25 protein-coding genes and 1 tRNA gene are annotated in these 25,830 nt (G+C 66.8%); 5 read left to right on the top strand and 21 right to left on the bottom strand.

Annotated features, from left to right (window positions below):
- Positions 1 to 347: 347 nt before the first annotated feature.
- The 8 genes from BWQ93_RS09750 to BWQ93_RS09785 all read right to left on the bottom strand — a co-directional run bounded on the left by BWQ93_RS09750 (position 348) and on the right by BWQ93_RS09785 (position 9,378).
- Positions 348 to 1,667, bottom strand: a complete 1,320-nt coding sequence (locus tag BWQ93_RS09750; RefSeq protein ID WP_083720791.1) for a replication-associated recombination protein A — start codon at positions 1,665 to 1,667, stop codon at positions 348 to 350.
- A 3-nt stretch (positions 1,668 to 1,670) separates the two neighbouring features.
- Complete coding sequence (locus tag BWQ93_RS09755; RefSeq protein ID WP_077030374.1) at positions 1,671 to 2,825, bottom strand: glycosyltransferase family 4 protein; 1,155 nt, start codon at positions 2,823 to 2,825, stop codon at positions 1,671 to 1,673.
- A gap of 38 nt (positions 2,826 to 2,863) precedes the next feature.
- Entirely contained in the window at positions 2,864 to 3,799 is a 936-nt protein-coding gene (locus tag BWQ93_RS09760; protein ID WP_077030375.1) for a hemolysin family protein, read from the bottom strand.
- 19 nt (positions 3,800 to 3,818) lie between these two features.
- Positions 3,819 to 4,325, bottom strand: coding sequence for an rRNA maturation RNase YbeY (gene ybeY, locus BWQ93_RS09765; protein ID WP_077030376.1), 507 nt, complete (start codon positions 4,323 to 4,325; stop codon positions 3,819 to 3,821).
- A 41-nt stretch (positions 4,326 to 4,366) separates the two neighbouring features.
- Positions 4,367 to 5,239, bottom strand: a complete 873-nt coding sequence (locus BWQ93_RS09770) for a sigma-70 family RNA polymerase sigma factor (RefSeq protein WP_077030377.1) — start codon at positions 5,237 to 5,239, stop codon at positions 4,367 to 4,369.
- On the bottom strand, positions 5,239 to 5,694 hold the full coding sequence (locus BWQ93_RS09775) for a carboxymuconolactone decarboxylase family protein (protein WP_077030378.1): 456 nt from the start codon (positions 5,692 to 5,694) through the stop codon (positions 5,239 to 5,241). Before BWQ93_RS09775 ends, BWQ93_RS09770 begins: the two co-directional genes overlap by 1 nt.
- A 395-nt stretch (positions 5,695 to 6,089) precedes the next feature.
- Positions 6,090 to 7,064, bottom strand: a complete 975-nt coding sequence (locus tag BWQ93_RS09780; RefSeq protein ID WP_077030379.1) for a DUF6607 family protein — start codon at positions 7,062 to 7,064, stop codon at positions 6,090 to 6,092.
- 22 nt (positions 7,065 to 7,086) lie between these two features.
- Entirely contained in the window at positions 7,087 to 9,378 is a 2,292-nt protein-coding gene (locus tag BWQ93_RS09785; protein ID WP_443029370.1) for a TonB-dependent hemoglobin/transferrin/lactoferrin family receptor, read from the bottom strand.
- A gap of 209 nt (positions 9,379 to 9,587) precedes the next feature.
- Between BWQ93_RS09785 and BWQ93_RS09790 the strand changes: the two genes are divergently transcribed.
- Genes BWQ93_RS09790 through BWQ93_RS09800 form a run of 3 tightly spaced genes read left to right on the top strand, consistent with a single transcriptional unit; the run spans position 9,588 to position 12,453 of the window.
- Positions 9,588 to 10,568, top strand: a complete 981-nt coding sequence (locus tag BWQ93_RS09790; protein ID WP_077030380.1) for a toll/interleukin-1 receptor domain-containing protein — start codon at positions 9,588 to 9,590, stop codon at positions 10,566 to 10,568.
- Between the two features lies 1 nt (position 10,569).
- The gene (locus BWQ93_RS09795) at positions 10,570 to 11,535 is read left to right on the top strand and encodes a hypothetical protein (RefSeq protein WP_156878198.1); all 966 of its coding nucleotides are present in this window, start codon (positions 10,570 to 10,572) and stop codon (positions 11,533 to 11,535) included.
- Between the two features lie 3 nt (positions 11,536 to 11,538).
- Positions 11,539 to 12,453: a hypothetical protein gene (locus tag BWQ93_RS09800; protein ID WP_077030382.1), complete on the top strand. Its 915-nt coding sequence runs from the start codon at positions 11,539 to 11,541 to the stop codon at positions 12,451 to 12,453.
- On the opposite strand, the gene BWQ93_RS09805 is transcribed toward BWQ93_RS09800, so the two are convergent.
- From BWQ93_RS09805 to BWQ93_RS09845, 9 genes are all read right to left on the bottom strand, one after another.
- Entirely contained in the window at positions 12,450 to 13,454 is a 1,005-nt protein-coding gene (locus BWQ93_RS09805; protein WP_077030383.1) for a PhoH family protein, read from the bottom strand. The genes BWQ93_RS09800 and BWQ93_RS09805 overlap by 4 nt on opposite strands.
- A complete protein-coding gene (gene miaB / locus BWQ93_RS09810; protein WP_077032311.1) occupies positions 13,454 to 14,803 on the bottom strand; it encodes a tRNA (N6-isopentenyl adenosine(37)-C2)-methylthiotransferase MiaB in 1,350 nt (449 codons plus the stop codon). The genes BWQ93_RS09805 and miaB overlap by 1 nt, the downstream gene beginning before the upstream one ends.
- A gap of 7 nt (positions 14,804 to 14,810) precedes the next feature.
- Positions 14,811 to 15,605, bottom strand: a complete 795-nt coding sequence (locus BWQ93_RS09815) for a lysophospholipid acyltransferase family protein (protein WP_077030384.1) — start codon at positions 15,603 to 15,605, stop codon at positions 14,811 to 14,813.
- The gene (locus BWQ93_RS09820) at positions 15,577 to 16,002 is read right to left on the bottom strand and encodes a Fur family transcriptional regulator (protein ID WP_077030385.1); all 426 of its coding nucleotides are present in this window, start codon (positions 16,000 to 16,002) and stop codon (positions 15,577 to 15,579) included. The genes BWQ93_RS09815 and BWQ93_RS09820 overlap by 29 nt, the downstream gene beginning before the upstream one ends.
- Positions 16,003 to 16,135: 133 nt before the next feature.
- The gene (locus BWQ93_RS09825; protein ID WP_077030386.1) at positions 16,136 to 16,576 is read right to left on the bottom strand and encodes a MucR family transcriptional regulator; all 441 of its coding nucleotides are present in this window, start codon (positions 16,574 to 16,576) and stop codon (positions 16,136 to 16,138) included.
- A 111-nt stretch (positions 16,577 to 16,687) separates the two neighbouring features.
- On the bottom strand, positions 16,688 to 17,167 hold the full coding sequence (locus BWQ93_RS09830; RefSeq protein ID WP_077030387.1) for a GNAT family N-acetyltransferase: 480 nt from the start codon (positions 17,165 to 17,167) through the stop codon (positions 16,688 to 16,690).
- Positions 17,164 to 17,811, bottom strand: coding sequence for a tRNA (adenosine(37)-N6)-threonylcarbamoyltransferase complex dimerization subunit type 1 TsaB (gene tsaB, locus BWQ93_RS09835; RefSeq protein ID WP_077030388.1), 648 nt, complete (start codon positions 17,809 to 17,811; stop codon positions 17,164 to 17,166). Before tsaB ends, BWQ93_RS09830 begins: the two co-directional genes overlap by 4 nt.
- A complete protein-coding gene (locus tag BWQ93_RS09840; protein WP_077030389.1) occupies positions 17,786 to 18,379 on the bottom strand; it encodes a malonic semialdehyde reductase in 594 nt (197 codons plus the stop codon). Before BWQ93_RS09840 ends, tsaB begins: the two co-directional genes overlap by 26 nt.
- 25 nt (positions 18,380 to 18,404) lie before the next feature.
- Complete coding sequence (locus tag BWQ93_RS09845) at positions 18,405 to 18,980, bottom strand: NifU family protein (RefSeq protein WP_077030390.1); 576 nt, start codon at positions 18,978 to 18,980, stop codon at positions 18,405 to 18,407.
- 62 nt (positions 18,981 to 19,042) lie between these two features.
- Between BWQ93_RS09845 and BWQ93_RS09850 the strand changes: the two genes are divergently transcribed.
- Both BWQ93_RS09850 and BWQ93_RS09855 read left to right on the top strand, forming a co-directional pair.
- On the top strand, positions 19,043 to 19,915 hold the full coding sequence (locus tag BWQ93_RS09850; protein WP_077030391.1) for a hypothetical protein: 873 nt from the start codon (positions 19,043 to 19,045) through the stop codon (positions 19,913 to 19,915).
- Between the two features lie 19 nt (positions 19,916 to 19,934).
- A tRNA-Thr gene (locus BWQ93_RS09855) sits at positions 19,935 to 20,010 on the top strand.
- Between the two features lie 250 nt (positions 20,011 to 20,260).
- Here the strand turns inward: BWQ93_RS09855 and BWQ93_RS09860 are convergent.
- The 4 genes from BWQ93_RS09860 to BWQ93_RS09875 form a co-directional block, all read right to left on the bottom strand.
- On the bottom strand, positions 20,261 to 21,280 hold the full coding sequence (locus BWQ93_RS09860) for a sugar kinase (RefSeq protein ID WP_077030392.1): 1,020 nt from the start codon (positions 21,278 to 21,280) through the stop codon (positions 20,261 to 20,263).
- Entirely contained in the window at positions 21,277 to 22,056 is a 780-nt protein-coding gene (locus BWQ93_RS09865; protein WP_077030393.1) for a 2-keto-4-pentenoate hydratase, read from the bottom strand. The genes BWQ93_RS09860 and BWQ93_RS09865 overlap by 4 nt, the downstream gene beginning before the upstream one ends.
- Positions 22,056 to 22,802, bottom strand: a complete 747-nt coding sequence (locus BWQ93_RS09870) for a FadR/GntR family transcriptional regulator (protein WP_077030394.1) — start codon at positions 22,800 to 22,802, stop codon at positions 22,056 to 22,058. The genes BWQ93_RS09865 and BWQ93_RS09870 overlap by 1 nt, the downstream gene beginning before the upstream one ends.
- An 84-nt stretch (positions 22,803 to 22,886) precedes the next feature.
- The gene (locus tag BWQ93_RS09875; RefSeq protein ID WP_077030395.1) at positions 22,887 to 25,748 is read right to left on the bottom strand and encodes a TonB-dependent receptor; all 2,862 of its coding nucleotides are present in this window, start codon (positions 25,746 to 25,748) and stop codon (positions 22,887 to 22,889) included.
- Positions 25,749 to 25,830: the final 82 nt, after the last annotated feature.

The following is a 25,830-nucleotide window of genomic DNA, read 5'->3' on the forward strand; positions in this document are numbered from 1 at the left end:
GGCGACGGTGAAGAGCGGGACCCCGGGTCAAGCCCGGGGTGACACAAATTGGGAAATCAACCTCTTGTGCTCCCCGGCGAAAGCCGGGGCTCAGATGGCTAGCCCGGCGCGCGCATCCTGGGCCCCGGCTTTCGCCGGGGAACGGGATAGGACGAACGTCCGCTCTCCACCCCAAAACCGCCATCGTCAAAAAAGCCTTTCCTACATTATCCGGCTATGCAAGCGTCGAACCAGGCTCTTCGAATCGGTCGATAAAGGCGGTTGCTGACGTCCTGTTCGGGGGCGCAGAGGGCTGAACTTTCCTGAACTTTGGAACAAGGCAAAGGCGGCTTCCCGCCCCGAAGCGATCACCCCCGCGCCTTGCGCTGTTCATCCCACCACGCGATGCGTTCGGCGATGCGCTTTTCGAAGCCGCGGTCGGTTGGGCGGTAGTAGGTCTGCGGCCCCATCTCTTCGGGCCAGTAATCGGCGCCCGAAAAGCCGCCCTCAGCATCATGGTCATATTCATAGCCCGCGCCATAGCCGAGTTCCTTCATCAGCTTGGTCGGGGCGTTGAGGATGTTCGCGGGCGGCGCGAGGCTGCCGGTGTCGCGCGCCGAGGCGAAGGCGGTCTTTTGCGCGACGTAGGCGGCGTTCGATTTGGGCGCGGTCGCGAGATAGAGGCACGCCTGCACGATCGCGAGTTCGCCCTCGGGCGAGCCGAGGAACTGGTAGGCGTCCTTGGCGGCGAGGCATTGCACCAGCGCCTGCGGGTCGGCGAGCCCGACGTCCTCGCTCGCGAAGCGCACGAGGCGGCGCAGCACATAGAGCGGCTCCTCGCCCGCGACGAGCATGCGCGCCATATAATAGAGCGCGGCCTGCGGATCCGAGCCGCGCAGCGCCTTGTGCAGCGCCGAAATTAGATTGTAGTGGCCGTCGCGATCCTTGTCGTAGACGGGCATGCGGCGATGGAGCAGCTGCGCCAGCGCCGCGGGATCGAGCGGCTCGGTGATGCCCGCCGCGAACAGGGTCTCGACCTGGTTGAGCAGGAAACGCCCGTCGCCGTCGGCACTCGCGGTGAGCGCCTCGCGCGCCGCATCGGTCAGCGGCAGCGGCTTGCCCACCTCGGCCTCCGCGCGATCGAGCAGGGTCGCCATCGCTTCCTCGTCGAGGCGGCGCAGCACCAGCACCTGCGCGCGGCTCAAAAGCGCCGCATTGAGCGCGAAGCTGGGATTCTCGGTCGTCGCCCCGACGAGCACGACGGAGCCGCGCTCGACATAGGGCAGGAAGCCATCCTGCTGCGCGCGATTGAAGCGATGGATCTCGTCGACGAAAAGCAGGGTTCTTTTGCCCGCCCCCGCCATCTTCTCGGCATCGGCGAAGGCTTTCTTGAGGTCGGCGACCACCGAGAAGACCGCGGATAGCGGCGCGAAGCGCATGCCGACCGCCTCGGCGAGCAGCCGCGCGATTGTCGTCTTGCCGGTGCCAGGCGGGCCCCACAGGATCATCGACGAGAGCTGGCCCGCGGCGACCATGCGGCCGATCGCGCCGTCGGCGCCGGTCAGATGCTCCTGCCCGACGACCTCGGCGAGGGTCTTGGGGCGGAGGCGCTCGGCGAGCGGCGCGCCGGTCGCAGGCGCGCCCCCTGTGGCGGGGCCCTCCTCGTCGCCGAACAGGTCGCCGGCCACGCCCTATCCCCGCCGCTGCTTCTGCCGGATCAGCCGGATATAGGTGTCGGCGACCGCCTGGTTGATCGCGTCCCACTCGTAATTTTGGCTCTCGGCGAGCGCCGCGGCGCCGTGCGATCCGCGCAGCATATCGTCCTGGCAATAGCGCTGGAGATGGTCGGCGAAGCCGGTGATCGATCCGGGCGCGACCAGATAGCCGGTGACCCGGTCCTTGACGATGCTGGCGCTGCCCGTCGCGCGCGCCGCCACGACGGGGAGCCCGCAAGCCATGGCTTCGAGCGTGACGTTGCCGAAGGTCTCGGTCACCGAGGGATTGAAGAAGACGTCGCACGAGGCGAGCGCGCGCGCGAGGTCCTCGCCGCCCTGGAAGCCGACGAACTTGGCATCGGGCAGCCGCGATTCGAACCAGTCGCCCGCAGGACCCTCGCCGATCACCACGACCTCATGCTCGACCTTGCGGCGCTGGAGCTGGTCGATCGCGTCGGCGAATACGTCGAGCCCCTTTTCCATCACCAGCCGCCCGAGGAAGGCAATGACGGGCATATCGTCGGCGATGCCCCAGCTCCGCCGCCAGCTCATGTCGCGGCGGGAGGGGTTGAAGACCTCGCGCTCGACCCCGCGCGTCCAGATGCCGATATCATAGTTCATCCGCTGCTCGCGCAGCACCTGTGCGAAGCTCTCGGACGGCGCGATCAGCGCGTCGCATCTGCGATAGAGCTTGCGCAGCCAGGCGACGATGATCGGCTCGACGAAGGAGAGGTTGTAATAGCGGAAATAGGTTTCGAAGCGCGTGTGCACCGAACAGGCGACGGGCAGCTTGCGCCGCCGCGCCCACGCCGCTGCCTGGCGCGAGACGCGGTCGGGGCTGGAGATGTGCATGATGTTGGGCGCGAAGGCGGTGAGGTCCTCGCGCACCCGGCTCGAGAAGTTGAGCGGAATGCGATATTCCGGCCGGTTCGGGATCGGCATCGACGGCACGCTGACGAGGTCGCCGGTCGGCTCGAAATCGGGGTTGGCGACGGTCGGCGAATAGACGCGCACGGCGGCGCCCTTGCTGAGCAGATAGCCCACGAGCCGGTTGAGCGCCTTGTTCGCGCCATCGACGGTCATGTTGTAATTGCCGCTGAACAGCGCGATGCGGAGGCCGGACACGTCCATCCGGCCTCCGCTACCCGCGTCGCCCGGCAAATTCAATCTCAGTCGCCCGTCTCCGACGGCGCTTCCATCTCGACGACCACCGGCGGATGCAGCCGCAGGCGATGGACGCGGCGCTCGTCGGCCTCGGTCACCTCGATGCGCCAGCCGCTGGGATGCAACAGGATTTCGCCGACTTCGGGAACGTGGCCCGCCAGCACCGCGGCGAGGCCGCCCAGCGTGTCGACATCCTCCTCGACCTCGGCGAGCCGCGGATCGATCGCTTCGCCGATATCGTCGAGTTCGGCACGCGCATCGGCGTCCCAGCAGCCGTCGTCGCCACGCGCGAAGAGCGCGGTGGGTTCGTCGTCATGCTCGTCCTCGATCTCGCCGACGATTTCCTCGACCAGATCCTCGATGGTGACGAGGCCCTCGGTCCCAGAATATTCGTCGATGACGATCGCGAGGTGTGTGCGCTGCGCGCGCATGTCGGCGAGGAGGTCGAGCACCCCCATCGATTGCGGTACGTAGAGCGGCTGGCGGATCAGATCGAGCAGCGGCGGGGGGCTGCGCTTTTCGGCGAGCACCGCGAAGACGTCCTTGACGTGGATCATGCCGACGACCTCGTCGAGGCTCTCGCGATAGACCGGCAGGCGGCTGTGCCCGGCCTCGGCAAATTGCGCGACGACCTCTTCGAAGCTCGCGCTCTCGTCGATCGCGATGATCTCGCCGCGCGGCACCGCGACGTCATCGACCGTCTGTTCGCCGAAATGCAGCAGGTTGCGCAGCATCTTGCGCTCGATCGGGGAAAGGTCGCCGACGACGCTGCTGCCGCGCCGGTCTTGGCCCTCTTCCTCGGCCTCGTCGATGACCTCTTCGATCTGCTCGCGCAGCGACGGCTCCTTGTCGCCGCCGAAGAGCAATGTCCTAAGTCCGGCCCACAGGCCGGATCTACTGTCCTCTTCCGATCGGGTCGAAGATCCCTGGTCGTCGGGCATGATGGTCTGAGTTTCCCTGTTAATCCAGCTCGGCATATGGATTGGCGAGGCCCAGCGATGCAAGCGCTTTCACTTCGAGCGCTTCCATCGCGTGCGCCGACGCGTCGTCCATATGGTCGTAACCGACGAGGTGCAGCGCGCCGTGGACGATCAGGTGCGTCGCATGATCCGCGAGCGAAATCCCTTTCTCGTCGGCCTCGCGCGCGCAGGTTTCGCGCGCCAGCACGATGTCGCCGAGCAATATTTCGCCGTCGTCGCTGTTGGTCAGGCCTTCGAGCAGGTCGTTCTGCACCTGCGGGAAGGACAGCACGTTGGTCGGCTTGTCCTTGCCACGGAAATCGCGATTGAGCGTCTGCACCTCGGCATCGTCGGTCAGCCGCACGGCGACCTCGACCAGCGGCGCGGCGTCGGCGAGGCCGGCAAAAGGCGTGAGCGCGAGCGCCGCGGCGACAGCCTCGCCCGCGCGTGCTTCCCAGTCGAGCGGGTCGGGCCAGGGCGCGGCTTCAAAGGTTTCGACGGTCAGCATCAAGGGCGCAACTATCGGCAAGCGCCGATGTTGCACAGCCTCTAATGCATATGGCGCAATTTGTCGGGGTTGCGCATCACGTAAATGCCGGTGACCTTGCCGTCCTCGATTTCGAGCGCGGTGGTCTGGAACTCGCCGTCGGCCTCGCGGGTGACGAAGCCCGGCAGGCCGTTGATCATCCCCGCATGGACCAGCGTCGAGCCATATTTGCGGAGCAGCACCGCTAGGCTGCGATGCACTTTCATCACCAGCGCCTTGCCGAGGATCGGGATCGCTGCCGCCGGGCGCTTGCCGCCGCCGTCGGCCCACATGCCGACATCGGCTGCCAGCAGCGCGCCGAGCGCGCCCATGTCGCCGCTGCGAGAGGCAGCGAAGAAGGCGTTGGCGATTTCGAGACCCTTGTCCTTTTCGAGCTTGTAGCGCGGGCGCGCCTCGCGGACGTGGGTGCGGGCGCGCGCCGCGAGCTGGCGCGTCGCGGCGGGATCACGGTCGATGGTCTTCGCGACCTCGTCGAACTCGACCCCGAAGACATCGTGGAGCAGGAAGGCCGCGCGTTCGAGGGGCGAGAGCCGTTCGAGTGCGAGCATCAGCGGCAGCGTGACGTCGTCGTCCTCTTCCTCGACCAACGGGTCGGGGAGCCAGGGGCCGACATAGGTCTCGCGCTGGTGGCGCGCCGATTTGATCTGGTCGAGGCAGAGCCGCGTCACCGTGCGGCGGAGGAACGCCGCGGGCTCGCGCACCGCGCTGCGGTCGGTCGCGAGCCAGCGGAGGAAGGCATCCTGCACCACATCCTCGGCATCGGCGACCGAGCCGAGCATGCGGTACGCGACGCGGGTGAGCAGCGGACGCAGCGGGTCGAAACTGACCGCTGCGTCCGCATTGTCCGCGGTGCCGGGGATGCCCTCGGGGGTCATCAGGCGGCCTTCGCCGCCGGCATCTCGTACCAGAGGTCGAAGCCGACCGCGATGCGGTTCCAGCCGTTGATCACGTTGATCATCAGCGTCAAATTCACCTGCTCCTCCGGCGTGAAATGCGCTTCGAGCGCGTCCTTGGCGGCCTTTTGTGTGTGGCCTTGCGACAGCGTCGTCAAGGCGTCGGTCCAGGCGAGCGCGGCGCGTTCTCGGTCGGTATAGCAGGGGGCTTCGTGCCAGGCGGCGAGCAGGTAGATGCGCTGCTCGGTCTCGCCCTTCGCGCGCGCTTCGGTCGTGTGCATGTTGATGCAATTGGCGCAGCCGTTGAGGATCGACGCGCGGATCTTGACCAGCTCGATCAGGCTCGCCTCGAGGCTGTTCTGCACCGCCATCGACATGGCGGTCCACTGCTTCATCAACGTCGGGGCGGCGGCGTAGGGGTCGGTCACATTGGTCATGTCATGTCTCCATCGAGGGGTTGTATGGATATGACGAGACAGGATCGGCGCGTGTGACATCGGACGCAAAATTTCGTAGCGGGCATCTGGTGCACCAACCGGGCGATGAAGAGAAAGGCAAAGCGCGTACGCCATTTTGGGCGGCGGTTTCGGGTAAAACGCCATGTCTGATGATCTGATTTCTCTCCCCTTGAGGCAGAGATACGAAGGCTTGGCAGCCTGCTGCCTAGCCGCAGTTGAAAGGGATTTTGCGCCCGCTGGCGCAGTGCCCCTCACCAAGCCTCACCACCCCACGACGGCCGCCGACCCATTTGCTGACCCTCGAACGGAAAAAATGGGGCGGCCTCTAGCGGAGACCGCCCCTTTGAGGGGCGGGCTTAACATGGTGGAGGTCGTCAGAGCTTTCGCGTGTTGGTCTCGATCAGCTTTTTCGCTTCGTCGATCGCCTTCACGGTGGTCGGCGTCTTGTCCTGGATCTCGTCGGCCATTTCGAGCAGGCGGCCACTGATGACGGTGCCCGTCTGCGCTTCCTCCTGGATCGCGATGCCCCCCTTGGCCAAGGCGACGCGGTCCCATTCGGCGCGGATCGCGGCCCAATAATCCTTGGTCGCGGCCCAATAATCGTCGGCCGCCTTCACGTCATATTGGTCATATTTGATATAGGTGTTGAGCACATATTCCTGGATGATCGGCACCAGCTTGCCGTCCTTGATCCCCATCTTCGTATTGTCCTGCCAATGGACCCAGCCGTCGGGCGAGGGCTGGTGGCGGTTGATCGAATAATAGCGGTCGTAGACGGGATTACGTACGGCGTCGCGGCGCGCGAGCGGGCGCCATGTCCAGTTCGAGCGCCAGCGGCGGATGCCCGCCTGCGTTTCGAACTGGCCCCAGCCGCCGTAACGCGGGCTGTCATCGACCTGATAGACCGTCTGCGACCAGCGCCCGGTGCGCATCCGCTCGGGGACGTCTTCCCAGGTCCAGGCGTTGCGGTCCGAATAGACGAGGACCTTCGCGGGCTCATATTCCCAGTCCTGGCGCCAATGCTTGATGATCATGCTCTTGTCGTCGTCGCCGGTGATGACGAGCATGTGCTGCAAGCGGATCACGCGTCCCGTATCCTCGATCACGCGCACGACCTCGTTGCCGCCCGAGCGCTTGGGTTCGAGGACCTCGTAATCGGGATCCCAGCGCGTCGATTCCTGCATGTTGAAGCTGACGCGGTAATTGCCCGCCATCGCGAGGATGTCGGCGCGATCCTGTTCGAAGTTCGCCGCGGCGGCTTCCTCGGCGATCGGCGGGTGAGCGAGCGCGGCGGTGGGCAGCGCAGCGGCGAGCAGCAGCGTGGCGGCGATCTTGCGATATATGTTCATCGGTGCAGTCCCTCTGTCTTATCTAGAAGCTGTAGCTGAGCGAAGCGCTCGCATTGCGGCCGGGCTGGGTATAGGCGTCGGCGATCAGCGAGGTAGACGCGAGGCCGCGGACGTCGCTCCACCAGCTGTATTTCTTGTCGAGGATGTTGAAGACGCCGACGCGCAGCGTCAGCCCATCGACGATGCGCACGAACGCGGTCGCGTCGAGGATCGTGAAGCCGTCGGGGCGGAAGCATTGCGGCGTGCAGAGCCCGTCGGTGCGCGAGGCTTCCTGACGCGCGGCGTGCGTCATGATGACCTGCCCGCCGAAGCGCCCGCTGCGTTCACGATAACCGACGCCGGCCACCAGCTTCAATGGGTCGATCGTCGACAGCGGGCTGCGCGCGCCAGTGGGCTCGATCACGTCGCCGGTGGCATAGGATAGGGCGAGCGTCGTATAGAGGCCGGACGACGCTCGCCCCTCGAACCGCGCTTCGGCGCCATGCACGCGAACACGATCGAGATTCACGAATTGATAGACGGCCGGGTCGGCGGGGGTGAAGCTGCCGTCCACGACCTCCTGGCTGATGAAATCCTTGTAGCGCGAGGCGAACGCCGTCACGTCGAGGCTGATCGCGTCGTTCGAAAAGCGGATGCCGCCCTCGACGCTTTCGCTGCGTTCGGGCCCAAGATCGGGGTTCGGAATCGAAGTATAGCCCGACGCGAGGTTCGAGAAGAACTGGTTGACCTGCCCCGGCTCGGGCGCCTTGAAGCCGGTGGCGTAATTGCCGAACAGGCGGACCTCGTCGGTGATCTTGAACACCGCACCGAATTTGGGCGAGACGCGCGAGCCGTCCTGCCCGGCGCCGTTGAAAGCGGGGAGCAGCGGATCGTCGTCGGGCGACAGATTGTACCAGTCGAAGCGCAGCGCGGGATAGAGCAGCAACCGGCCGTCGGCGACGGAGATTTCGTCGCCAACGAACAGCCCGGCGCGGGTGAAATCGGTGCTGGGGAAGGCGCGCGTCGGGAAGGTCTCGCCGAAGGGCGGCACGGTGCCGTCGCGCAGGCCGCGCTGGCGCGTACTGCTGAGGTCGCCGCCGAAGACGAGGCGGTGCGAAATCGACCCGGTGTTGAAATCGGCGCGCGCGTCGGCGGCGGCGCCGATCACGCGGTTCTCGAAAGTGTTCAGGCGGGTGCGGTCGGCGGCGGGGGTGCGGTCTTCCTCGGTATATTGATTGTCCTCGCCGTCCTGCCAGTAGAGCGCGACGCGGACGAAATCGATCGCGCCCTCGCCTTCCCAGCTCCAGTCGAGCGACACGCGCTTGCGCTCGCCGCTGTCAAAGCCTTCGAGGCGATCGACGCTGGAGGTGATGACGCCCGCGGCGTTGCGCGTCGCGGTCACGCCGGTGAGGCCGTTGGTGTAGAGATGAGTATCGAGATATTCGCCGGTCAGGCGCAATTTGTGGCCGTTGGCCGGGTCGTAGACGATGCGCGCGAGCGCGGCGTTCGACTTGCCGTCCTGCGGGTTGGGCAGCGTGCGCTGCGGCCCGGTGCCGGGGACGAGGCCCGAAGTACCGGGCGTGCCGACGGGGAAGACGATGCCGGGATTGGTGCCCTTGTTGTCGAGTTCCTGCCAGTCGCGGCGCGTATAGGCCGCCATGATCGACCAGTCGCCGCTGCGCCCCGCGACGATCGCGGTTTCGGCGAACTCCTCGTCGGCGCTGCTGTAGCTCGCGCGGACGAGGCCGCCGACCGACCTGCCGCCGGTCAGGAAATCGGCGGGGTCGCTGGTGATGAAGCTGACCGCGCCCGCGAGGCCGTCGCTGCCGTAGAGCGCCGACGAGGGGCCGCGCAGAATTTCGACCGACTTGACGAGACCGAGGTCGACATAGTCGCCGCGGCCCGAGGCCTGTGCGCCGAAGCTGAAACCGTCGGGGACGCGCACGCCGTCGACCTGGATCAGCACACGGTTGCCGCCGATGCCGCGGATGTTGAAGCTGTCGTTGCCCGCGCGGCCGGTCGCGCCGAGCGCGGCGCCGAAGCGCGCGGGCTGGCGCTGGACGCTGACGCCGGGTTCGAAACGGATGAGGTCGCGGATGTCGGTCGCGAGTTCGTTGGCAATCTGCTCTTCGGTGATCAGCGAAACGGTGAGCGGCACATCCTCGGCCTTCACCTCGGTGCGCGTCGCGGTGACGACGATCTGGTTCTTGCGCTGAACCCAATATTCGCCGTCATTGTCCTGCGCCATCGCGGGCGCGGTGGTCGCGGTGAGCGCGAGGCCGAGCGCGGTGCCCGCGGCGAGACGGTGGACGGACGGCGAACGCTGGATCTTCAATTGTCTTCCCCTTCAGTTTTGCGAATAACTCGCAATAGCAGTGCTCTAGGGGTGTGAATCGCGGGGGTCAAGTTTTATGATAATGCGAATCGTTCGCGTCATGAGATGATCCTCCCCACGCGAAGCGATGGGGAGGATCAGTCGCCATCAATTCAAAGATTGCCCTCCCCTGCCCCGCGCGGCATGATCGTGGCGGGGGGACAGGACCGATGGCGGCAGAGGTCTTCATCAGCTATTCGTCGAAGGACCGCACCATCGCGAACATGGTGTGTGCGCTGCTGGAGGAGCGCGGGCATCGCTGCTGGATCGCGCCGCGCGATATCCTGCCCGGCACCGAATGGGGCGAGGCGATCATCACCGGTCTCAAGGGCGCGCAGGTCTTCGTCCTCGTCTTTTCGCGGCACGCCAATACGTCGCCGCAGATCCTGCGCGAGGTCGAGCGCGCGGTGCACCTGGGGCTGCCGATCATTCCTTTTCGCATCGAGGATGTCGTCCCCGAGCGCAGCCTCGAATATTTCATGAGCGTGCCGCATTGGCTCGACGCGCTGTCGCCGCCGGTCGAGGACCATATTGCGCGGCTGGGCGATGTGGTGAGCCAGCTGGTCAACGGCGTCACCGACGTGCGCGAATATCGGTCGGCCAAGCCGCAGGGCACCGCGAAGCTGAGCTGGAACAATGCACTTGTGCGCGCGGGTGCTGGCGGCGCGGTGCTCGCGCTGCTGCTGCTCGCGGCGTGGCTGGGCGGCCTGGCACCGCCCGCCTCGCCGGTGGGCTGGCTCGCCGCGCTGGTCGCGCTGGCGATCCCCGCCGGGGTGATCGGCAGCGGGCAGGCGAAATGGTGGACCAAGCGCGGCGTGCAGGGCGCGCTGCTCGCGCTGTTCGTGGTGGCGGCCGCCACCTACGGCTGGGCGCACAGCGGCTATGTCATCGCGGGCGAACAGGGCGCGCCGCTGGTGCGCGGGACCGAATGCACGCCCGACGCCAGGCTGGTCTATGAAAGCGAATGCCCCGACCTGCCGTCGGACGCGTTGATCGACGCGGCGTATGACGAGGCGGCGCTGTGGACCGCGGGATCGATCGGGCGCATCAAGTTGATGCTCGGCGCGGCGTGGATGCTCGCAGCGGCGGCGGCGGCGCTGCTGGCCGCGGGCTGGCTCGGCGGGCCGCGGCGCCTGAAACAGGAGGAATGAAATGCGGATTGGGGGGATGATCGCCGCGCTGGCGGCGCTGACAGGACCGGCCGCGGCACAGGCGCAGACGCCGCCCGACGCCGCCGCGCTGAAGGCGATCGAGGCCAAGGTGCCGCCGCAAAGCTGGTATCCCGAGGGCTATTACGACGTCCGCATCGCCGCCGAGGCCGATATCGCCGAACAGGCACGCGCGACTGACGAACTGGTGAGCGACTGGGACGACGGGCTGGGTAGTCGATATGATGTCTATGATTGCGGCGCGGAATCGCCCCCCGCGCTCGAAGTCGATCCGATCACCGCACGATATGGCTTTGCCGCGAGCGAGGTTGCGCGGTTGCGATCCGAGATGGGGCGGTTGAAATATCCGGTCGGCGTCTATGCCGAACCGCTGCTGGCGTTCGAGCGCGCCAAGATCGCGGAAGCCGCGAGCGCCCCCGATCCGCAAGCCGAAGCCCTTCGGCTGGCGGAATGGGAGGCCGCCTATGCCGCCGCCGAGGCCGCGGGTAGGGAACCGCCGGTTTTTGACTCTCCCTTTTACGATCCGGGGTCGGATTCGGGCGAGGAAGGCGCAGAGGGCCAAGCCGATCCCTATTCGGCGCTCGCGACCGCGCTCGAAACCAACCGGATGCGGCTCGCCCCGAAATTGCCGCGCGTCGTCGCCGACGGAGGCTGCGGCGCGGGCGAAGGCGGGCCAGTGACCGTAAAAACCTCTCCACCCGGGGGCGAAGTGCTGCTCGTCAACGCCTTTGCCTTCAAGGTCTGTACGCGCAAGGCAGCCAACCCGTGGGACCGTTTCGCGTGCAAATGGAACGAAATCGAAACCGGCGTAGCAAAGCCCCTGTCGGGCCGCTATGTCTATCAGGTCAAATGGCCCGACGGGACGGTGCGCAAGGGCACGCGCGATATCGTCCCCATTTATGACAGCGACGAAGCGGTCACCGTCACCTTCAAGAAAAGCGGGAGCTGACCGGTGCGCCGTTGGTCGATCCTGCTGCTGCCTGTTTTGGCTGAACCCGCGCTGGGGCAGGAGCAGGCCGAACCCGATCCGGCTGCGATGACGAAGCTCGAAGCCGTAGTGCCGCCGCAGGACTGGTATCCCGATGGCTATTACGACCTGCGCCTGGCTGCCGAGGCAGAGATCGCGGAGCGCGCGCAAACGGTCAGCGCGGCGGCCGCCGACCCGGCACGGATCAACCTCAGAACCTGTGCGCCGCCGGACCTGGGTATCGACGGGATCGACCCGGCGCTACGCGGCCAAGCCGGTATCGCGATCGAGACGGCGCGGGTGCGGGCCGCGCTGGTCGGCGCGCAATTCCCGTCGTTCGTTTATGAAATGCCGCTTGCGAAATTCGAGCGCGACCGTCTCGCCGGGCAAATATCCAAGAGCGCGGCCTATACCGAGATGGTGTCGCAGCTGAACTTCGGTCTCCGGCCGCCGACCCCGACCCTGCCATTCGTAACGGCGGACGACGATTGCCCGCCACCGTCGCCACCGCCGCCCGAATCCGCCGGCCCCACGCCGAAGCCGCGCAAGCCGGTCGCAGCAGCGGCGAAGCCGCGCAAGGCGACCCCTCCTAAGACGGCGCCCGCCGCGGCGCCATCGCCGCGCCCCAGTGGCATCCTGTTCGCTACCGATCCGCCCGCCGGAGAGGTTTTGCTGATCAATAGCTTTGCCTTCAAAGTGTGCGTGCGCAAACTCCCCGATCCTTGGGATCGCTTTGCCTGCCGATGGAACGAGGTGCAGACCGGATACGCCAGGCCGATGGCAGGTCGGTTCGTCTACCAAGTCCGCTGGCCCGACGGCGTGACACGGCGCGGGACGCGCGAAATCGGCGCCGGACCCAATGGCGCGGCCACGGTGATCTTCCGCAAGACCGGAAGCTAGGCCCCCGGTCCCTCATAGGCATCGACGATGCGCCCGACGATCGGGTGGCGGACGACGTCGGCGCTGGTGAAGCGGCTGACGTTGATGCCCTCCAGCCCCTCGAGCCGTGCGACCGCATCGGCGAGGCCCGAGGTCGCGGGGATCGGCAGGTCGACCTGCTTCGGGTCGCCGCAGATCACCATGCGGCTGTTCATGCCGAAGCGAGTGAGGAACATCTTCATCTGCGGGATGGTGGTGTTCTGCGCCTCGTCGAGGATGATGAAGGCGTCGGCGAGGGTGCGGCCGCGCATGAAGGCGAGCGGCGCGATCTCGATCTCTCCGCTCGCGATACGGCGCTCGACCTGCTCGGCCGGCAGGCAGTCGTGGAGCGCGTCGTAGAGCGGGCGGAGATAGGGATCGACCTTTTCCTTCATGTCGCCGGGCAGGAAGCCGAGCTTCTCGCCCGCCTCGACCGCGGGGCGCGAGAGGATGAGGCGCTGGACGCTGCCGGTGATGAGCTGCGCGACGGCCTGCGCGACCGCCAGATAGGTCTTGCCCGTCCCCGCGGGGCCGAGCGCGAAGATCACGTCCTCGCGCGCCAGCGCCTGCATATAGGGAACCTGCGACGGCGCGCGCGGGACGATCGTCTTCTTGCGCGTGCGGATCATGATCGGCGGCGCGGCGTCGGTGTCGTGGCGGATGATGCCGTCGAGCGTCGGCTGCGCCGACATCGCGATCACCCCGTCGACCATGCCCGCGTCGACCTCCTGCCCCTGTTCGGCGCGATTGTAGAGATCGACGAGCACGTCGCGCGCGCGGGCCGCTGCCTCGGCCTCTCCCTCGATCTGGACGCGGTTGCCGCGCGCCGAGATATAGACGCCGAGCCGGTTTTCGATCGCCACAAGGTTGCGGTCGAATTCGCCGAACAGGATTCCCAGAAGCTGTGTCCTTTCAAACTCGGCCGTCAATCGGACGCGATCGCCGGGTTCGGCGGGCGCTGCGGCGAGTGGGCGTTTGGACATCAAGCCTCCTGCAATTGGCGCACCATTGCGCCCAGACTGTTCGGACCAGCCGAGACGATCTCTACATCGACCATGTCGCTGATGGCCAGCCCCGGTGCGATAAGATGCGCCGATTGCAGCCAAGGCGTTTTGCCGATCAACTGACCCTCGAGCTTGCCCTTGCGTTCGAGCAGCAGCCGCGTCGTGCGGCCGACGGTCGCGGCGTTGAACGTGTGCTGCTGTTCGTTGAGCAAGGCCTGCAACCGCTGGAGGCGGTCGTTCATCACCGCCTCGTCGACCTGATCGTCCATCGTCGCGGCGGGCGTGCCGGGGCGGCGCGAATATTTGAAGCTGTACGCCATCGCATAATTGGTCGCGCGGACGATATCGAGCGTCGCCTGGAAATCTGCCTCGCTCTCGCCCGGAAAACCGACGATGAAGTCGCCCGAAACCGCGATGTCGGGACGCGCGGCGCGGACGCGTTCGATCACGCGAAGATAGCTTTCGACGCTGTGGCTGCGGTTCATCGCCGCAAGGATGCGGTCGCTGCCCGCCTGCACCGGCAGGTGGAGAAAGGGCATGAGTTCGGGGATCTCGCCATGCGCGGCGATCAGCCCGTCGGTCATGTCGTTCGGATGGCTGGTGGTGTAGCGGATGCGCTCCAGCCCATCGATCCGCGCGAGTTCACGGATCAGCCCGTCGAGGCCGATCGCCCGGCCCTTCGCATCGTCGCCGTCCCACGCGTTGACGTTCTGTCCGAGCAAAGTGATTTCGCGGACCCCGCCCGCGACGAGCGCCTGCGCCTCGGCGATCAGGTCGGCGTAGGGCCGGCTGATCTCGGCCCCGCGCGTGTAGGGTACGACGCAATAGGTGCAGAATTTGTCGCAGCCCTCCTGCACCGTCAGGAAGGCGGTCGGGCGCTGGCCGCCCGCACGCTTCGGCAGCGCGCCGAACTTGCTGTCGAGCGGCATGTCGAGGTCGATCGCCTTTTCGCCCTTCGCCGCCTTCGCGATCAGCTCGGGCAGCCGGTGATAGGCCTGCGGGCCGACGACAACATCGACGCTCGGCGCGCGGCGCGCGATCTCCGCCCCCTCGGCCTGCGCGACGCAGCCCGCGACGGCGATCGTTGGGGTGCTGCCGTCGGCGCGCTTGAGCCGGCCGATGTCCGAATAGACCTTCTCGGCCGCTTTCTCGCGGATGTGGCAGGTGTTGAGCACGACGAGGTCGGCGTCGGCGCCGTCTGCGGCGGGCACATAGCCCTCGGCGCCCAGCATCTCGGCCATGCGCTCGCCATCATAGACGTTCATCTGGCAGCCGAAGGATTTGACGTGGAATGTCTTTTGAGAATTTTGGGGAGAGTCGGATTTCATCGGCGCGCTATAGGCGATGCCGCCACGCGGCGGAAGGGCGCGCATTCGCCGCGATTTCGGCGGCGATCGCGGCGCGCGCGGCCTCGTTGATCGCCTTGCGGTCCTGCTCGACATGGTCGGGCAGCGGCTCGAGATAATGGATGGTCAGCGGGATCGCACGCCGCCGCGCGAGCAACCGTTTGAAATTGTCGAGGCCCGATTCGGGGTCGAGCCAGGCGATGTCGCTCGACTCTGCCCCATAGTCGAGGAACACCGGCTGGACGCGCAGCTTCGGCGGGATCGGGACGATCGCCTGGAACAGCGAAGCGCGAAAGGGTAGCAACCCGTCGCCGGGCCCGGTCGTACCCTCCGGAAACAAAGTAACCGGGCGCCCGCGCGCGAGCGCTTCGCGCAGGCTGTTCGCCTGATTGTGGATCTCGCGCTTGGCCTCGCGCTGGACATAGATGGTCTTGTTCTGGTCGGCGAGCCAGCCGACGAGCGGCGTCGTCTCGACCTCGGCCTTCGACACGAAGGCCGAGCGCGCCGCGCCGCCGAGCGCGAGGATGTCGAGCCAGCTGACGTGGTTCGAGACGAACAAGACGTCGCGCCGCAGCCGCGTGCCGGTGGTGCGGATACGCAGTCCCGCGATCCAGCCGACGGCGTTGAGGAAGGCCATGACCATCGGCGAAGGACGGCCCACGGCGCGGTAGCAGAGATGCGGGACGATCAGGAACAGCAGCGTCAGCACCATCAGGGCGAGACGCGCGACCGTGCGCCAGGTTATGCGGGCGGCGTCAGCCCTTGTCGCGACCGAGGGAGACACCGTAAAGCTCCATGCGATGGTCGACGAGGCGGAAACCCAGCCGTTCGGCGATCACTTTCTGCAACGCCTCGAGCTCGGGATCGACGAATTCGATCACCTTGCCCGTTTCGACGTCGATCAGATGGTCGTGATGCGCCTCGGGCGCGGCTTCGTAGCGCGAGCGGCCATCGCCGAAATCATGTCGGTCGAGGATGCCCGCCTCTTCGAACAGGCGCACGGTGCGATAGACGGTCGCGATCGAGATGCCGCTGTCGATTTTCGACGCGCGTTCATAGAGCGTCTCGACATCGGGATGATCTTCGCTGTCGGAGATCACGCGCGCGATGATGCGGCGCTGCTCGGTAATACGCAGCCCCTTTTCGTGGCACAAAGCTTCGAGGTCGATGGTACCGGGCATGCGGGCCTTTCCTGCAATATGCAGCCGTGTCGTTCTTCTGTAATCTGTATAGGCACGGCCCGCTCATAGGACAAGGGCGGCACCATCGCGGCACCGCCCTCACCTGCCCTGCCGGGCCGTCGTTCGAAGCGCCTCAGGCCGCCTTCTTGACCTTGGGCTTGCGACCGCCGCCGCGGCCCTTGGTGCCAAGGCCGATTTCCTTGGCCAGCGCGCGGCGCTTTTCGGCATAGTTGGGCGCGACCATCGGATAGTCGGCGGGCAGGCCCCACTTGGCGCGATAGTCGTCGGGGGTCATGCCATAATGCGTCATCAAATGACGGCGCAGCATCTTGAGCTTCTTGCCGTCTTCGAGACAGACGATGAAGTCCGGCTTGACCGAGGTGCGGATCGAAACCGCCGGAACCGGCTTCTCTTCTTCGATCACCTGGGTGCCGAGGCCCGAAAGCGCGGCATGCACATTATTGATAAGCACCGAAAGATCCGAGATCGCGACGCTATTGTTGCTGACATGGGCAGCGACAATATCCGCCGTAAGGGTGACCAGCATTTCGCTGGTATCGGCTTGCTCCGACATGGGACAGATTCCTTATTTGTTATACCCAGAAGTTGGATGACGAATATTGAGAGTCTTCTTCATCCGCACTTGCCCATGCCACTTTGGCGTCGCTTCCGCAAGCTGGTTACCCTAGTTATCTCGGTTGTGGAGGAAACGACGCATCGTAATCGCGTCGCGGATCGTCCCGTCGGCACCGCGGTAATAGTCCTTGCGGCGACCGCATTCCGAAAAACCGCTCTGCCGATAGAGATGAACGGCGTCGTTGTCGGCGCGCATTTCGAGGAAATAGTCTTCGGCACCTTCGGCCGCCGCCCAGCCCTGCCAGTCGGCCATCAGTAGCGCGCCGACCCCGCGGCCGCGCCACTCGGGATCGACCGCGAGGAGCAATAATTCGCTCTCGGGGCCGGCGATGCGCGCCGCCGAAAAGCCGCACGGGGTTTCGCCGTCCCATGCGAGGCAGACGCGCGCCGAGGGCAAGGCGAAGAGGGTGAGCAACTGCGCCCGGCTCCATGCCTCGCCATAGGCGGGGTCGAACGCCGCCTCCATCACCTGCATCACCGCCGCGAGGTCGGCGACACGCGCGGTGGCGAGGCGGATATCGTCGCTCATGAGGAGACAACCATCGGCTTGGCGTCGGGCGCGCGGCCGTAGATCGGGCTGGGATCGGCGAAGATCGCCCCCGCGGGCAGCCGTGCAAAGGCGCGCGCGTCGGGCAGCATCGCCAGCGCGGTGCCATGGCCGCGCTGTGCGACGAAGGCCTCGGCCCGGTTGCCGACGACCAGCGCGTCGCCCCGCTCGATCGCGGCGCCGGGCAGCAGCGACTGCACCGCAGCGCGCGGCGACAGGTCGGCGGCGAAGGGCTGGACGAACCACTGGCCGTGCCCGCCCTCCATCACAACGAGCGCGCCGCCCGCAGCGGCGACGACGTCCGCGGCCGCCGCGGCAACCAGCGCCAAAGTCGAAAAGCCCTGCACCGGCACCTGCCAGCCGAGCGCCAGCGCGCGCGCCGCAGCGACGCCGATGCGCACGCCCGCGAAGCTGCCCGGGCCGCAGCCGACGAAAATCGCATCGGCGCGCCCGCCGCCGGCCAGCTCGGCGATCAGCGGGACGAGCCGCTCGGCATGGCCGCGGCCGATCACTTCGTGGCGAAAGTCGTCCAGTCGTGCGCCGGCGAACAGCGCAACCGAACAGGCCTCGCTGGCGGAGTCGATGACGAGGCGGCGGGCCTCAGACGATGCGGTTGAAGCGGTCAAAGCCGGGCCGCGGGCTGCGGTCGAAGATGGTCGCGGGGTCGCCATAGCCGAGCGTCGAGATGAAGTTGCTGCGCACCGTCGGCTGGTCGGCGAAGAAGGCGGCATCGACCGCCTCGTTGCTGAAGCCCGACATCGGTCCGGTGTCGAGCCCGAGCGCGCGCGCCGCGAGGATAAAATAGGCGCCCTGCAGGCTGGAATTGCGGAAGGCGGTCGCGTGCGCCAGTTCGGCGTTGCTGTCGAACCAGCTCTTTGCATCCGCGTGCGGGAAGAGCTCGGGCAGATTCTCGTAGAATTCGAGGTCCATGCCGATGATCGCGGTCACCGGCGCCTTGCGGATCTTGTCGCCATTGGCGGGCAACGCCAGTGCCGCGAGCTTTTCCTTGGCTTCGTCCGAGGTGACCCAGACGATCCGCGCGGGCAGGCTGTTGGCGCTGGTCGGGCCATATTTCACCAGGTCCCAGATGGCGTGCAATTGCTCCTCGCTCACCGGCTTGTCGACATAGCCATTATAGGTGCGCGCGGTGCGGAACAGCTGGTCGAGGGCCTCGTTGGAAAGCGGCTCGCTCATCGGGTCATTCTCCTGATGGAAAGGGTCAGACGGCGTGGACTGCCGTCACTTCGGGCACATAATGTTTGAGCAGGGATTCGATGCCGTTCTTCAGCGTCGCGGTCGACGAGGGGCAGCCGGCGCAGGCGCCCTGCATCTTGAGATAGACATTGCCCTTGTCGAAGCCGCGATAGACGATGTCGCCGCCGTCGTTGGCGACTGCGGGGCGGACGCGCGTCTCGATCAGTTCCTTGATCTGTTCGATGATTTCGGCGTCGGCGGGATCGTCGGCAAAGCTCTCATCCTCGGCGGGAACCGAGAAGCCCGCGGCGCTCGCGGGGTGGAAGAGCGGCATGTCGGCGAGGAAATGGTCCATCACGATGCCGAGGACGTCGGGCTTCACATCGGCCCATTCGGCGCCCGGCGCGATCGTCACCGAGACGAAGTCGCGGCCGAAGAAGACCCCGGTGACGTCGCCGAGGGTGAAAAGCGCGGTCGCGAGCGGCGAAGCCTGCGCTTCCTCGGGGCTCGCGAAGTCGCGGGTGCCGCTTTCCATGACCGCCCGGCCGGGCAGGAATTTGCGCGTCGCGGGATTGGGCGTCGATTCGGTTTCGATCAGCATGGGGGGCATGTGGGACGCCGCGCCCCTTTGTGCAAGCGGCAAGCGCGCGCTAGAGGCCGGGCATGCGCCGTTTTCAACACTTCGCCGCGATCGACTGGTCGGGCGCGCGCGGGCTGCGCCAGCGCGGCATCGCGCTGGCGGTGGCTAGCGGGACGGCGGCGCCCGAACTGGTACGCCCCGGACATATCTGGTCGCGCGCCGAGATATTGGCGTGGCTCGAAGAGGTCGCGGCATCGGGGGCCGACATGCTGATCGGCTTCGATTTTTCGGCGGCCTTCGCCTTCGAGGATCGCGGGGCCTATTTTCCCGAATGGGCGGACAGCCCCGCCGACCTGCCGGCGCTCTGGGCGCTCGTCGAGACGCTGGCGGCCGGAGATGCGCATTATGAGATCGCGAGCTTCCTGGCGCATCCCGAGGCGCGGCGCCATTTCCGCCACGGCCGCGGCGGCGTCGGCGATCTGTTCGAGGCGGGCGCGGGGCGGCTGCGCGTCGTCGAGCGGCACCAGCGCGCGACGAAACAAGCGGCAAGCGTCAGCAATTTCAACCTCGTCGGCGCGGCGCAGGTCGGCAAGGCGAGCCTGTCGGGGATGCGCCTGCTCCACCGCCTGCGTGGCCGCCTGCCCCTCTGGCCGCTCGAGCCCGCGCCGCCCAAAGGCCCGTTGCTCGTGGAAATCTACACCAGCCTCGCGGCGCGCGCGGCGGGGATCGGCGGCGGGCGCAGCAAGATCCGCGACGGCGCCGCGCTCGACGCCGCGCTGGCGGCGCTCGGCTCCCCGCCCGCCGGATTCGCCGGACCGGTGAGCGACCACGCCAGCGACGCGCTACTGACCGCCGCCTGGCTCCGCGCGATCGCAGGGGACGATGCGCCATGGTCCCCCGTCCCTCTCACCGAGGGCCTCGCGCGCACCGAGGGCTGGACCTTCGGCATCATTTGACGCAAAGGGCGCGTGGTACGCCGGCTTAGCTCAGTTGGTAGAGCACCTGATTTGTAATCAGGGGGCCACGGGTTCGAATCCTGTAGCCGGCACCAGTGTCCGATCGCGACCGGAGAGCCTCGGGCGTCCGTTGCGCCCGATCCACGCTCCTGCCGCTGGGGATCCACGAACTGGCGTAGCCCCGTGGGCACTGGTTGGACCTGCTCTTCACGAACCCAGGATGCGCGATAGGCGCCTGGTCCTCAATGACAGGATTGCGCATTGGAGCGGCGGGGAGCCGCAAGCTGGCTACCCAATTGCCGCGAAGCCGCCGAGGTCGCGCCTCATGATCCGCGCGGCGTTGGCCTAGCGCGCAATGTCCTGCGTCCCGAAAGACGCCTGCTCGACCGCCGCGCGCGAAAAGGGCGCGAAGTCGCCGCGCAGGCCGTGCTTGAGCGCGGCGAGCGCGAGGCCGTGGCGCGCGGCATCGGTCAGCGTCTTGCCCGACCATAGCCCGTCGAGCACCCCCGCGGCAAAGGCATCGCCGGTTCCGACGCGGTCGATCACCGGGGCGATCGGCGTGGGCTCGGTCGCCCCGCTGTCGTCCCGCGTATCGATGCGCGCGGCGATGCGGTGCGTATCGGGCGCGACGATCTCGCGCGCGGTCGAGGCGACATGTGTCAGCGACGGAAAGGCGTCGAGCAGCGCGAGCGCGGCCTCGCGCCGGCGGTCGGCGCCTTCGCCCGAAAAATCGCGGCCGAGCAGCAACGCGGCGTCGCGGTGGTTGCCGAAGAGCAGGGTCGCCTGCGCGACGATGGGTTTGAGGATCGAGGCGGGGTCGGGCTGCCAGCGCTCCCACAGGCGCCCGCGCCAATTGCCGTCAAAGGAGACGCCGATCCCCGCGACCCGCGCGCGGGTCGCGGCTTCTAGCGCGGCGGCGGCGCCGGCAGGGCCGAGCGCGGGGGTGACCCCTGACAGGTGCAGCCAGCCGACGCCCGCGAGCAGCGCATCCCAGTCCCAGCTCTCGGACCTGATCTCGGCGAAGGCCGAAGCGGCGCGGTCGTAGACAACCTCGGCAGGGCGCATCGCACCGCCGGGGAGGTGGTAATAGAGCCCCATGCGGCCCGCGGGGCGCAGCACCGGCGCGACATCGACGCCGTGGCGGCGCAGCTCGCCGAGCACGCCGTCACCGATGGGACCCTCAGGCACCGCGCTGATCATCGTCGTGAGGCGCCCAAGCGCGGCCAGCGCGACCGCGACATTGGCCTCGGCGCCGCCGACATAGGCGTCGAAGCGCGCCGACTGCAACGGCAGTTCGCCGTGCGGGACCGAGACGCGCAGCACGATCTCGCCGAAGCAGGCGATGGGGCCTTCGGGCGCGATCATGACCGGAAGCCGGTCTCCGCTACTGCGGTGCAGGCGATGGTCGCGGCGGCGCCGAAACTTGCCTCGGCGCGCTGGCCGATAATGATGGGATGCACGCCGGTGATCGCGCCGGCCGAGATCCACTGGCCGGGCGCGAGTTCGATGATGCCGCGGCGGTGGAGGCCGAGGAGGAAGTTCAGCGATCCCCACGGCCCGTCGAGCACGTCGATCGCGCGGCCGGTGCCGACCGGCTGGCCCTCGACCCGCGTTTCGACGGCCAGCGTCGCGAAATCGGCGAGGTCAAGCTGTGGGCCGAGCAGCAGACCGTTGTTGATCCCGATGTCGGCGACGATACCGAACGGCGCATGGGCGTGGACATCGGGCGCGGGTGAGCTGGCGACCTCGAAACCCGCACGGATGTCGTCGATCCACCGCGCGCCGTCGTCGCTGCCGCTCACGTCCGCGTCGGGGACGGCACGCAGGCGAAGCATCACCTCGGCCTCGATCGCCCCCGCGCCGCCGTCGAAGACCATCGCCTCACCCGCTGCGCCGCCCAGTTCAGCGATACGCAGCACCGGGCCCGCAATGCGCTCGGCGCCGAGCGTCTCGACGAGCGCGGGCGGGATGCGCCCGACCTTCCACCCGAGCACCGGCACACCTAGCGCCGCAGTCAGGCGCCGCTGGATATCATAGGCGTCGGCGAGGGTCGCCGGAACCGGCGCCGGAAAGGCGGGGAGCGCCCGGCCCGAAAGCCGCGCAGCGTGCAGCGCCGCAACCGGATCGGGCGCGCCGGGCATCAGGCGAGCTTGGCAGTCAGCAGATAGCGCTGGCGGCTTTCGGCCGACTGGCGGCGCAGTTCGACGATCGCGCGTTCCTCGGTCTCGTCGAGCATCGATTCGATCAGCCGGTTGAAATGGCGCCGCATCGCGAGCCGCGCGCCCGCCGCATCGCGCTTGCGCAGCGCCGCGACGACGTCGGCATGCTCGGCCTGGCGCGCCGCGCCGTCCTTGCGGCAAACGAGCGAGTGGCTGCTGCGCACCTCGGGCAATTCCATGCGCATCCGCCACAGACTTTCGATCACATGGATGATCGCCTTGTTGCTCGACGCCGCGGCGATCGTCATGTGGAACTCGCGGTCGATCGCGCTGATCTCTTCCTCGCTCTTGCTATCGTCGGCCATTGCCACGAGCAATTCGTCGAGTTTTTCGAGCGTCTCGGACGAGATGGTCGGCGCGGCGAGCGCCGCGGCCTCGGCCTCGAACAGCGAGCGTGCCTCGGTCAGTTCGAAGGCGCTGACCTTGGGCAGCACCGCATTGTCGCCGGGCAGCACCGCCTCGACATAGGCGCCCGCGCCGGTGCGGATGTGGATCCACCCCGTCGCCTGCAGCGCGATCTCGGCCTCGCGGATCGTCACGCGGCTCACCTCGAAGCGTTCTGACAGCTCGCGCTCACCCGGCAGCCTTGTCCCCGGCGGAAAGGTCCCGTCGAGAATCAGGCGCCGGATCGTGTCGGCAACATCTTCGAAAAGGCGGCGTTCGGCCATGGTCAGTCATCTCCCCGCTGTAGACATCGTCATGTCCATACAATCCGGTATGACAAGTTTGAAGCCCATGACCGAAAACGTTTTCTAGATCCGCGCGCGCATGCCGATGAAATATTTGGCGCCATAATAATGATATTGGCGGCTGCTGCCATAGACGGGCATGTAGGTCGCCTTGGGCTCGTTGAAGATGTTGAGCGCTTCGAAGCGCAGCGACACGCCTTTCATCAGGTCGAGCGAAGCGCGGAAATCGACGGTCTCGCTGGGCCCGACATAACGGAGCTGACTGTTGCCGCCGACGAAGTCCTGGAAATAGCGCGAGCGGTAATTGTAGATCGCCTGCAGCGACACCGGGCCGAGCTCGTAATAGGCCTGCGCCGACAGCACGTGCTTCGAATAGCCCGAAATATTGGCCGCGGGGATGATGCCCGGGCTGACGGTGTCGGTCTCGGGGGCGTATTGGTCGCCGAGACGGATGTCCTGCGTCTCGAAATTCGAATCGGCGTAATTGTAGCTGAGCTTGGCGCCCAACCCGTCGAGCGGCTTGGGCAGGAAGGAGAAGCGCGTCGCGGCGGTGAGTTCGAGGCCGTAGATGCGCGACTTGTCGGGGCTGTTGCGCGACTGGGTCACCGGGATCGCGACGCTCTGGCCGTCGATGGTGAAATCCTCGTCGAACACCACCGGCTGGAAGCCGCCGGTGAACTGCTTGTAATAGACCGTCGCCGAGAGGAGGCTGTCCTTGTTCGGATACCATTCGAAGGCGAGGTCGGCGTTCCACGACATCAGCGGCTTGAGGCGCGGGCTGCCGTTGGCGGTGATGTTGCGGATCGCGTCCTCGACCGAGGTGAAGCTGGTGCCGTCCTCGAGCAGGATCGTCCGCCCCGCGCCGAGCGCGCTGGGGTTCGGACGCGACATCGCGCGATAGCCCGCGGCGCGCACCAGCGTGTTCGGCGCGACCTCGAAGATCGCGTTGATGCTGGGCAGGATGCGCGTGTTGCTGCTCTTGATCGTCACCGTGTCGAAATCGCCCGAGGTTTCGAGACGGATCGTGCCGTCGGGGTTGGTGACGATGCTGAGGTCGCTGCGCAGCCCGTTAGAGGTCACGTCGGTCTTGACGACGCGCACGCCGACATTGCCGCGCACCGGCATGGCGCCGAGATCGCCGCCATATTCGGCCATGACATAACCCGCGAGCGTGCGTTCGGTGACGTCGCGATTGGCGACCGAGCGCGTGTCGGCGGGGAGGCCCGGGTCCTCGCTGCCCATATATTCGCGGAACAGGCAGTCGACGTCGAAGGTCGCCCAGCTGTTGACGCTGTTACCCTCGGCCGCCGACAGAAAATCGGTCTGCGGAAAGGCCTGGCGGCAGAGATTGTTGATCCGGCGATCCTCGGCGATCGGCGGGGTCAGGTTGAAGTCGCCGTTGCGCACGTCATAGTCGCGGTAGGTCAGATGCGACCAGCGCGCGCCCGCCGACAGCGTTTTGAGGAGACCGTCCAACTCGTAGGCGGCGTCGAACCGGCCGGCGTAGATCTCGTTGCGGCGCTTGCTCTCGTCGCGGCGGAAACGCGCATCGTCCCAGAAGAGATTGTGATTATTGAGGTCGAAGCGCGGATCGATCGTGATCGTCGGTACGAAGCTGCCCGGCGTGATCGAATAGGTGTAGGGAATGCGCATGTTGTTGAAGACGGTGCGCACGCCGTTGACGTCGGTGGGGTCGGTGCGCAGGCGGACGTTGCGTTCGATTTCCTTGCGGATCGTGCGCGAATAGCTGCCGTCGAGGTTGATCGTCAGCCGGTCGGTCGGCTGCCATTCGACCGACAGCCCGCCGCCGATATATTGTTCGGCGCGCGACAGTTCGGAGCCGTTCGATTCCAGCGAGCTGATGCCATTGAGGCTCTGGACGATGCCATTCTCGTCAAAGACGACGTTGGTCAGGCCGTAGCGCCCCTCGGACAGGTTGAGGTCGCGGCGGCTCTCGACATAGGTGCGCTTCGAATATTGGACGTCGAGGTTAATATCGAGCGTGTCCGACGGCTGCCACTGGATCGCGCCGAAGATCGCGTCGCGCTTGTCGGTCTCGCTGATCTGGCGGAAGGTGTAAGCGTTGGGGACGAGGTAGAAGGGCAGGTCCTGCCCATATTCGTCGCGCGTATATTCGTTGCAATTGTTGTTCGCGACGACCGGCGCGGCCTGGCATGCGGTCCAAGTGGTGGACGCGGCATAGGTTTCTTCGGGATTGTTGGTGTCGTTGCGCTGCGCGCCGATCGCGATGCCGATCGTGTCGTTCGCGAACTGGTCGACATAGCTCAGCGTCCCGCGCCAGCCGACGCCGCCCGAGCCGCCGGTGATGCGGTCGCCATAGGGGTTGTATTGCGCCTTGATCTCGCCCTGCAGGCGCGTCTTGCCGAAGTCGAGCGGGCGCAGCGTGCCGATCTCGATCGTCCCCGCAACGCCGCCCTCGACGAGGCTCGCCTGCTGCGTTTTGTAGATCTTGATGTTGTTGACCAGCTCCGACGGGAACTGGTTGAAATTGACCGAGCGGTCGCCACTGCCATTCGTGGCGTCACGGCCGTTGAAGGTCGCGTTGGACAGGAAGGGGCCGAGCCCGCGCAGTGCGATTTCGGACGCGTCGCCCTTTTCGCGGTGCGTTGTCGCGCCGGTGATCGTCTGGATCGCCTGCCCCACCGAGATGGCGGGGATGTCGCCGATGTCGTCCGACGACAAGGCATCGACGATCGCTGTCTCCTCGCGCTTCGTGTTGATCGAATTCTGGATCGTCTCGCGGATGCCGGTGACGACGATCGCATCCTCCTCCTGCACCGCGTCCGGCGGCGGCGGGCTTTCCTGCGCGGTCGCGGGCATGGCGGCGACCAGCAGCGTCGAACCGGCACCGGCCAGCAACGCGGCGCGCAGGCTGCGCGCGCGGATCGGATTGCGAGAAGTCACGTCGTCTCTCCCTGAAAATCGATTCTCTTATGGCCGATGCTGTCGAGCATGGCGGCCAATTTGTCAACAATAGTGTATGGCA

The organism is Sphingopyxis sp. QXT-31, assembly GCF_001984035.1.
Lineage (GTDB): Bacteria > Pseudomonadota > Alphaproteobacteria > Sphingomonadales > Sphingomonadaceae > Sphingopyxis.

Coding starts and splice junctions, on each gene's coding strand:
- BWQ93_RS09755 (WP_077030374.1), bottom strand. CDS start 2,825: ATGGACGTGTCCGGCCTCCGCATCGCGCTGTTCAGCGGCAATTACAAC.
- BWQ93_RS09760 (WP_077030375.1), bottom strand. CDS start 3,799: ATGCCCGACGACCAGGGATCTTCGACCCGATCGGAAGAGGACAGTAGA.
- ybeY (WP_077030376.1), bottom strand. CDS start 4,325: ATGCTGACCGTCGAAACCTTTGAAGCCGCGCCCTGGCCCGACCCGCTC.
- BWQ93_RS09770 (WP_077030377.1), bottom strand. CDS start 5,239: ATGACCCCCGAGGGCATCCCCGGCACCGCGGACAATGCGGACGCAGCG.
- BWQ93_RS09775 (WP_077030378.1), bottom strand. CDS start 5,694: ATGACCAATGTGACCGACCCCTACGCCGCCGCCCCGACGTTGATGAAG.
- BWQ93_RS09780 (WP_077030379.1), bottom strand. CDS start 7,064: ATGAACATATATCGCAAGATCGCCGCCACGCTGCTGCTCGCCGCTGCG.
- BWQ93_RS09790 (WP_077030380.1), top strand. CDS start 9,588: ATGGCGGCAGAGGTCTTCATCAGCTATTCGTCGAAGGACCGCACCATC.
- BWQ93_RS09795 (WP_156878198.1), top strand. CDS start 10,570: ATGCGGATTGGGGGGATGATCGCCGCGCTGGCGGCGCTGACAGGACCG.
- BWQ93_RS09805 (WP_077030383.1), bottom strand. CDS start 13,454: ATGTCCAAACGCCCACTCGCCGCAGCGCCCGCCGAACCCGGCGATCGC.
- miaB (WP_077032311.1), bottom strand. CDS start 14,803: ATGAAATCCGACTCTCCCCAAAATTCTCAAAAGACATTCCACGTCAAA.
- BWQ93_RS09820 (WP_077030385.1), bottom strand. CDS start 16,002: ATGCCCGGTACCATCGACCTCGAAGCTTTGTGCCACGAAAAGGGGCTG.
- BWQ93_RS09825 (WP_077030386.1), bottom strand. CDS start 16,576: ATGTCGGAGCAAGCCGATACCAGCGAAATGCTGGTCACCCTTACGGCG.
- BWQ93_RS09830 (WP_077030387.1), bottom strand. CDS start 17,167: ATGAGCGACGATATCCGCCTCGCCACCGCGCGTGTCGCCGACCTCGCG.
- BWQ93_RS09840 (WP_077030389.1), bottom strand. CDS start 18,379: ATGAGCGAGCCGCTTTCCAACGAGGCCCTCGACCAGCTGTTCCGCACC.
- BWQ93_RS09845 (WP_077030390.1), bottom strand. CDS start 18,980: ATGCTGATCGAAACCGAATCGACGCCCAATCCCGCGACGCGCAAATTC.
- BWQ93_RS09850 (WP_077030391.1), top strand. CDS start 19,043: ATGCGCCGTTTTCAACACTTCGCCGCGATCGACTGGTCGGGCGCGCGC.
- BWQ93_RS09860 (WP_077030392.1), bottom strand. CDS start 21,280: ATGATCGCGCCCGAAGGCCCCATCGCCTGCTTCGGCGAGATCGTGCTG.
- BWQ93_RS09865 (WP_077030393.1), bottom strand. CDS start 22,056: ATGCCCGGCGCGCCCGATCCGGTTGCGGCGCTGCACGCTGCGCGGCTT.
- BWQ93_RS09870 (WP_077030394.1), bottom strand. CDS start 22,802: ATGGCCGAACGCCGCCTTTTCGAAGATGTTGCCGACACGATCCGGCGC.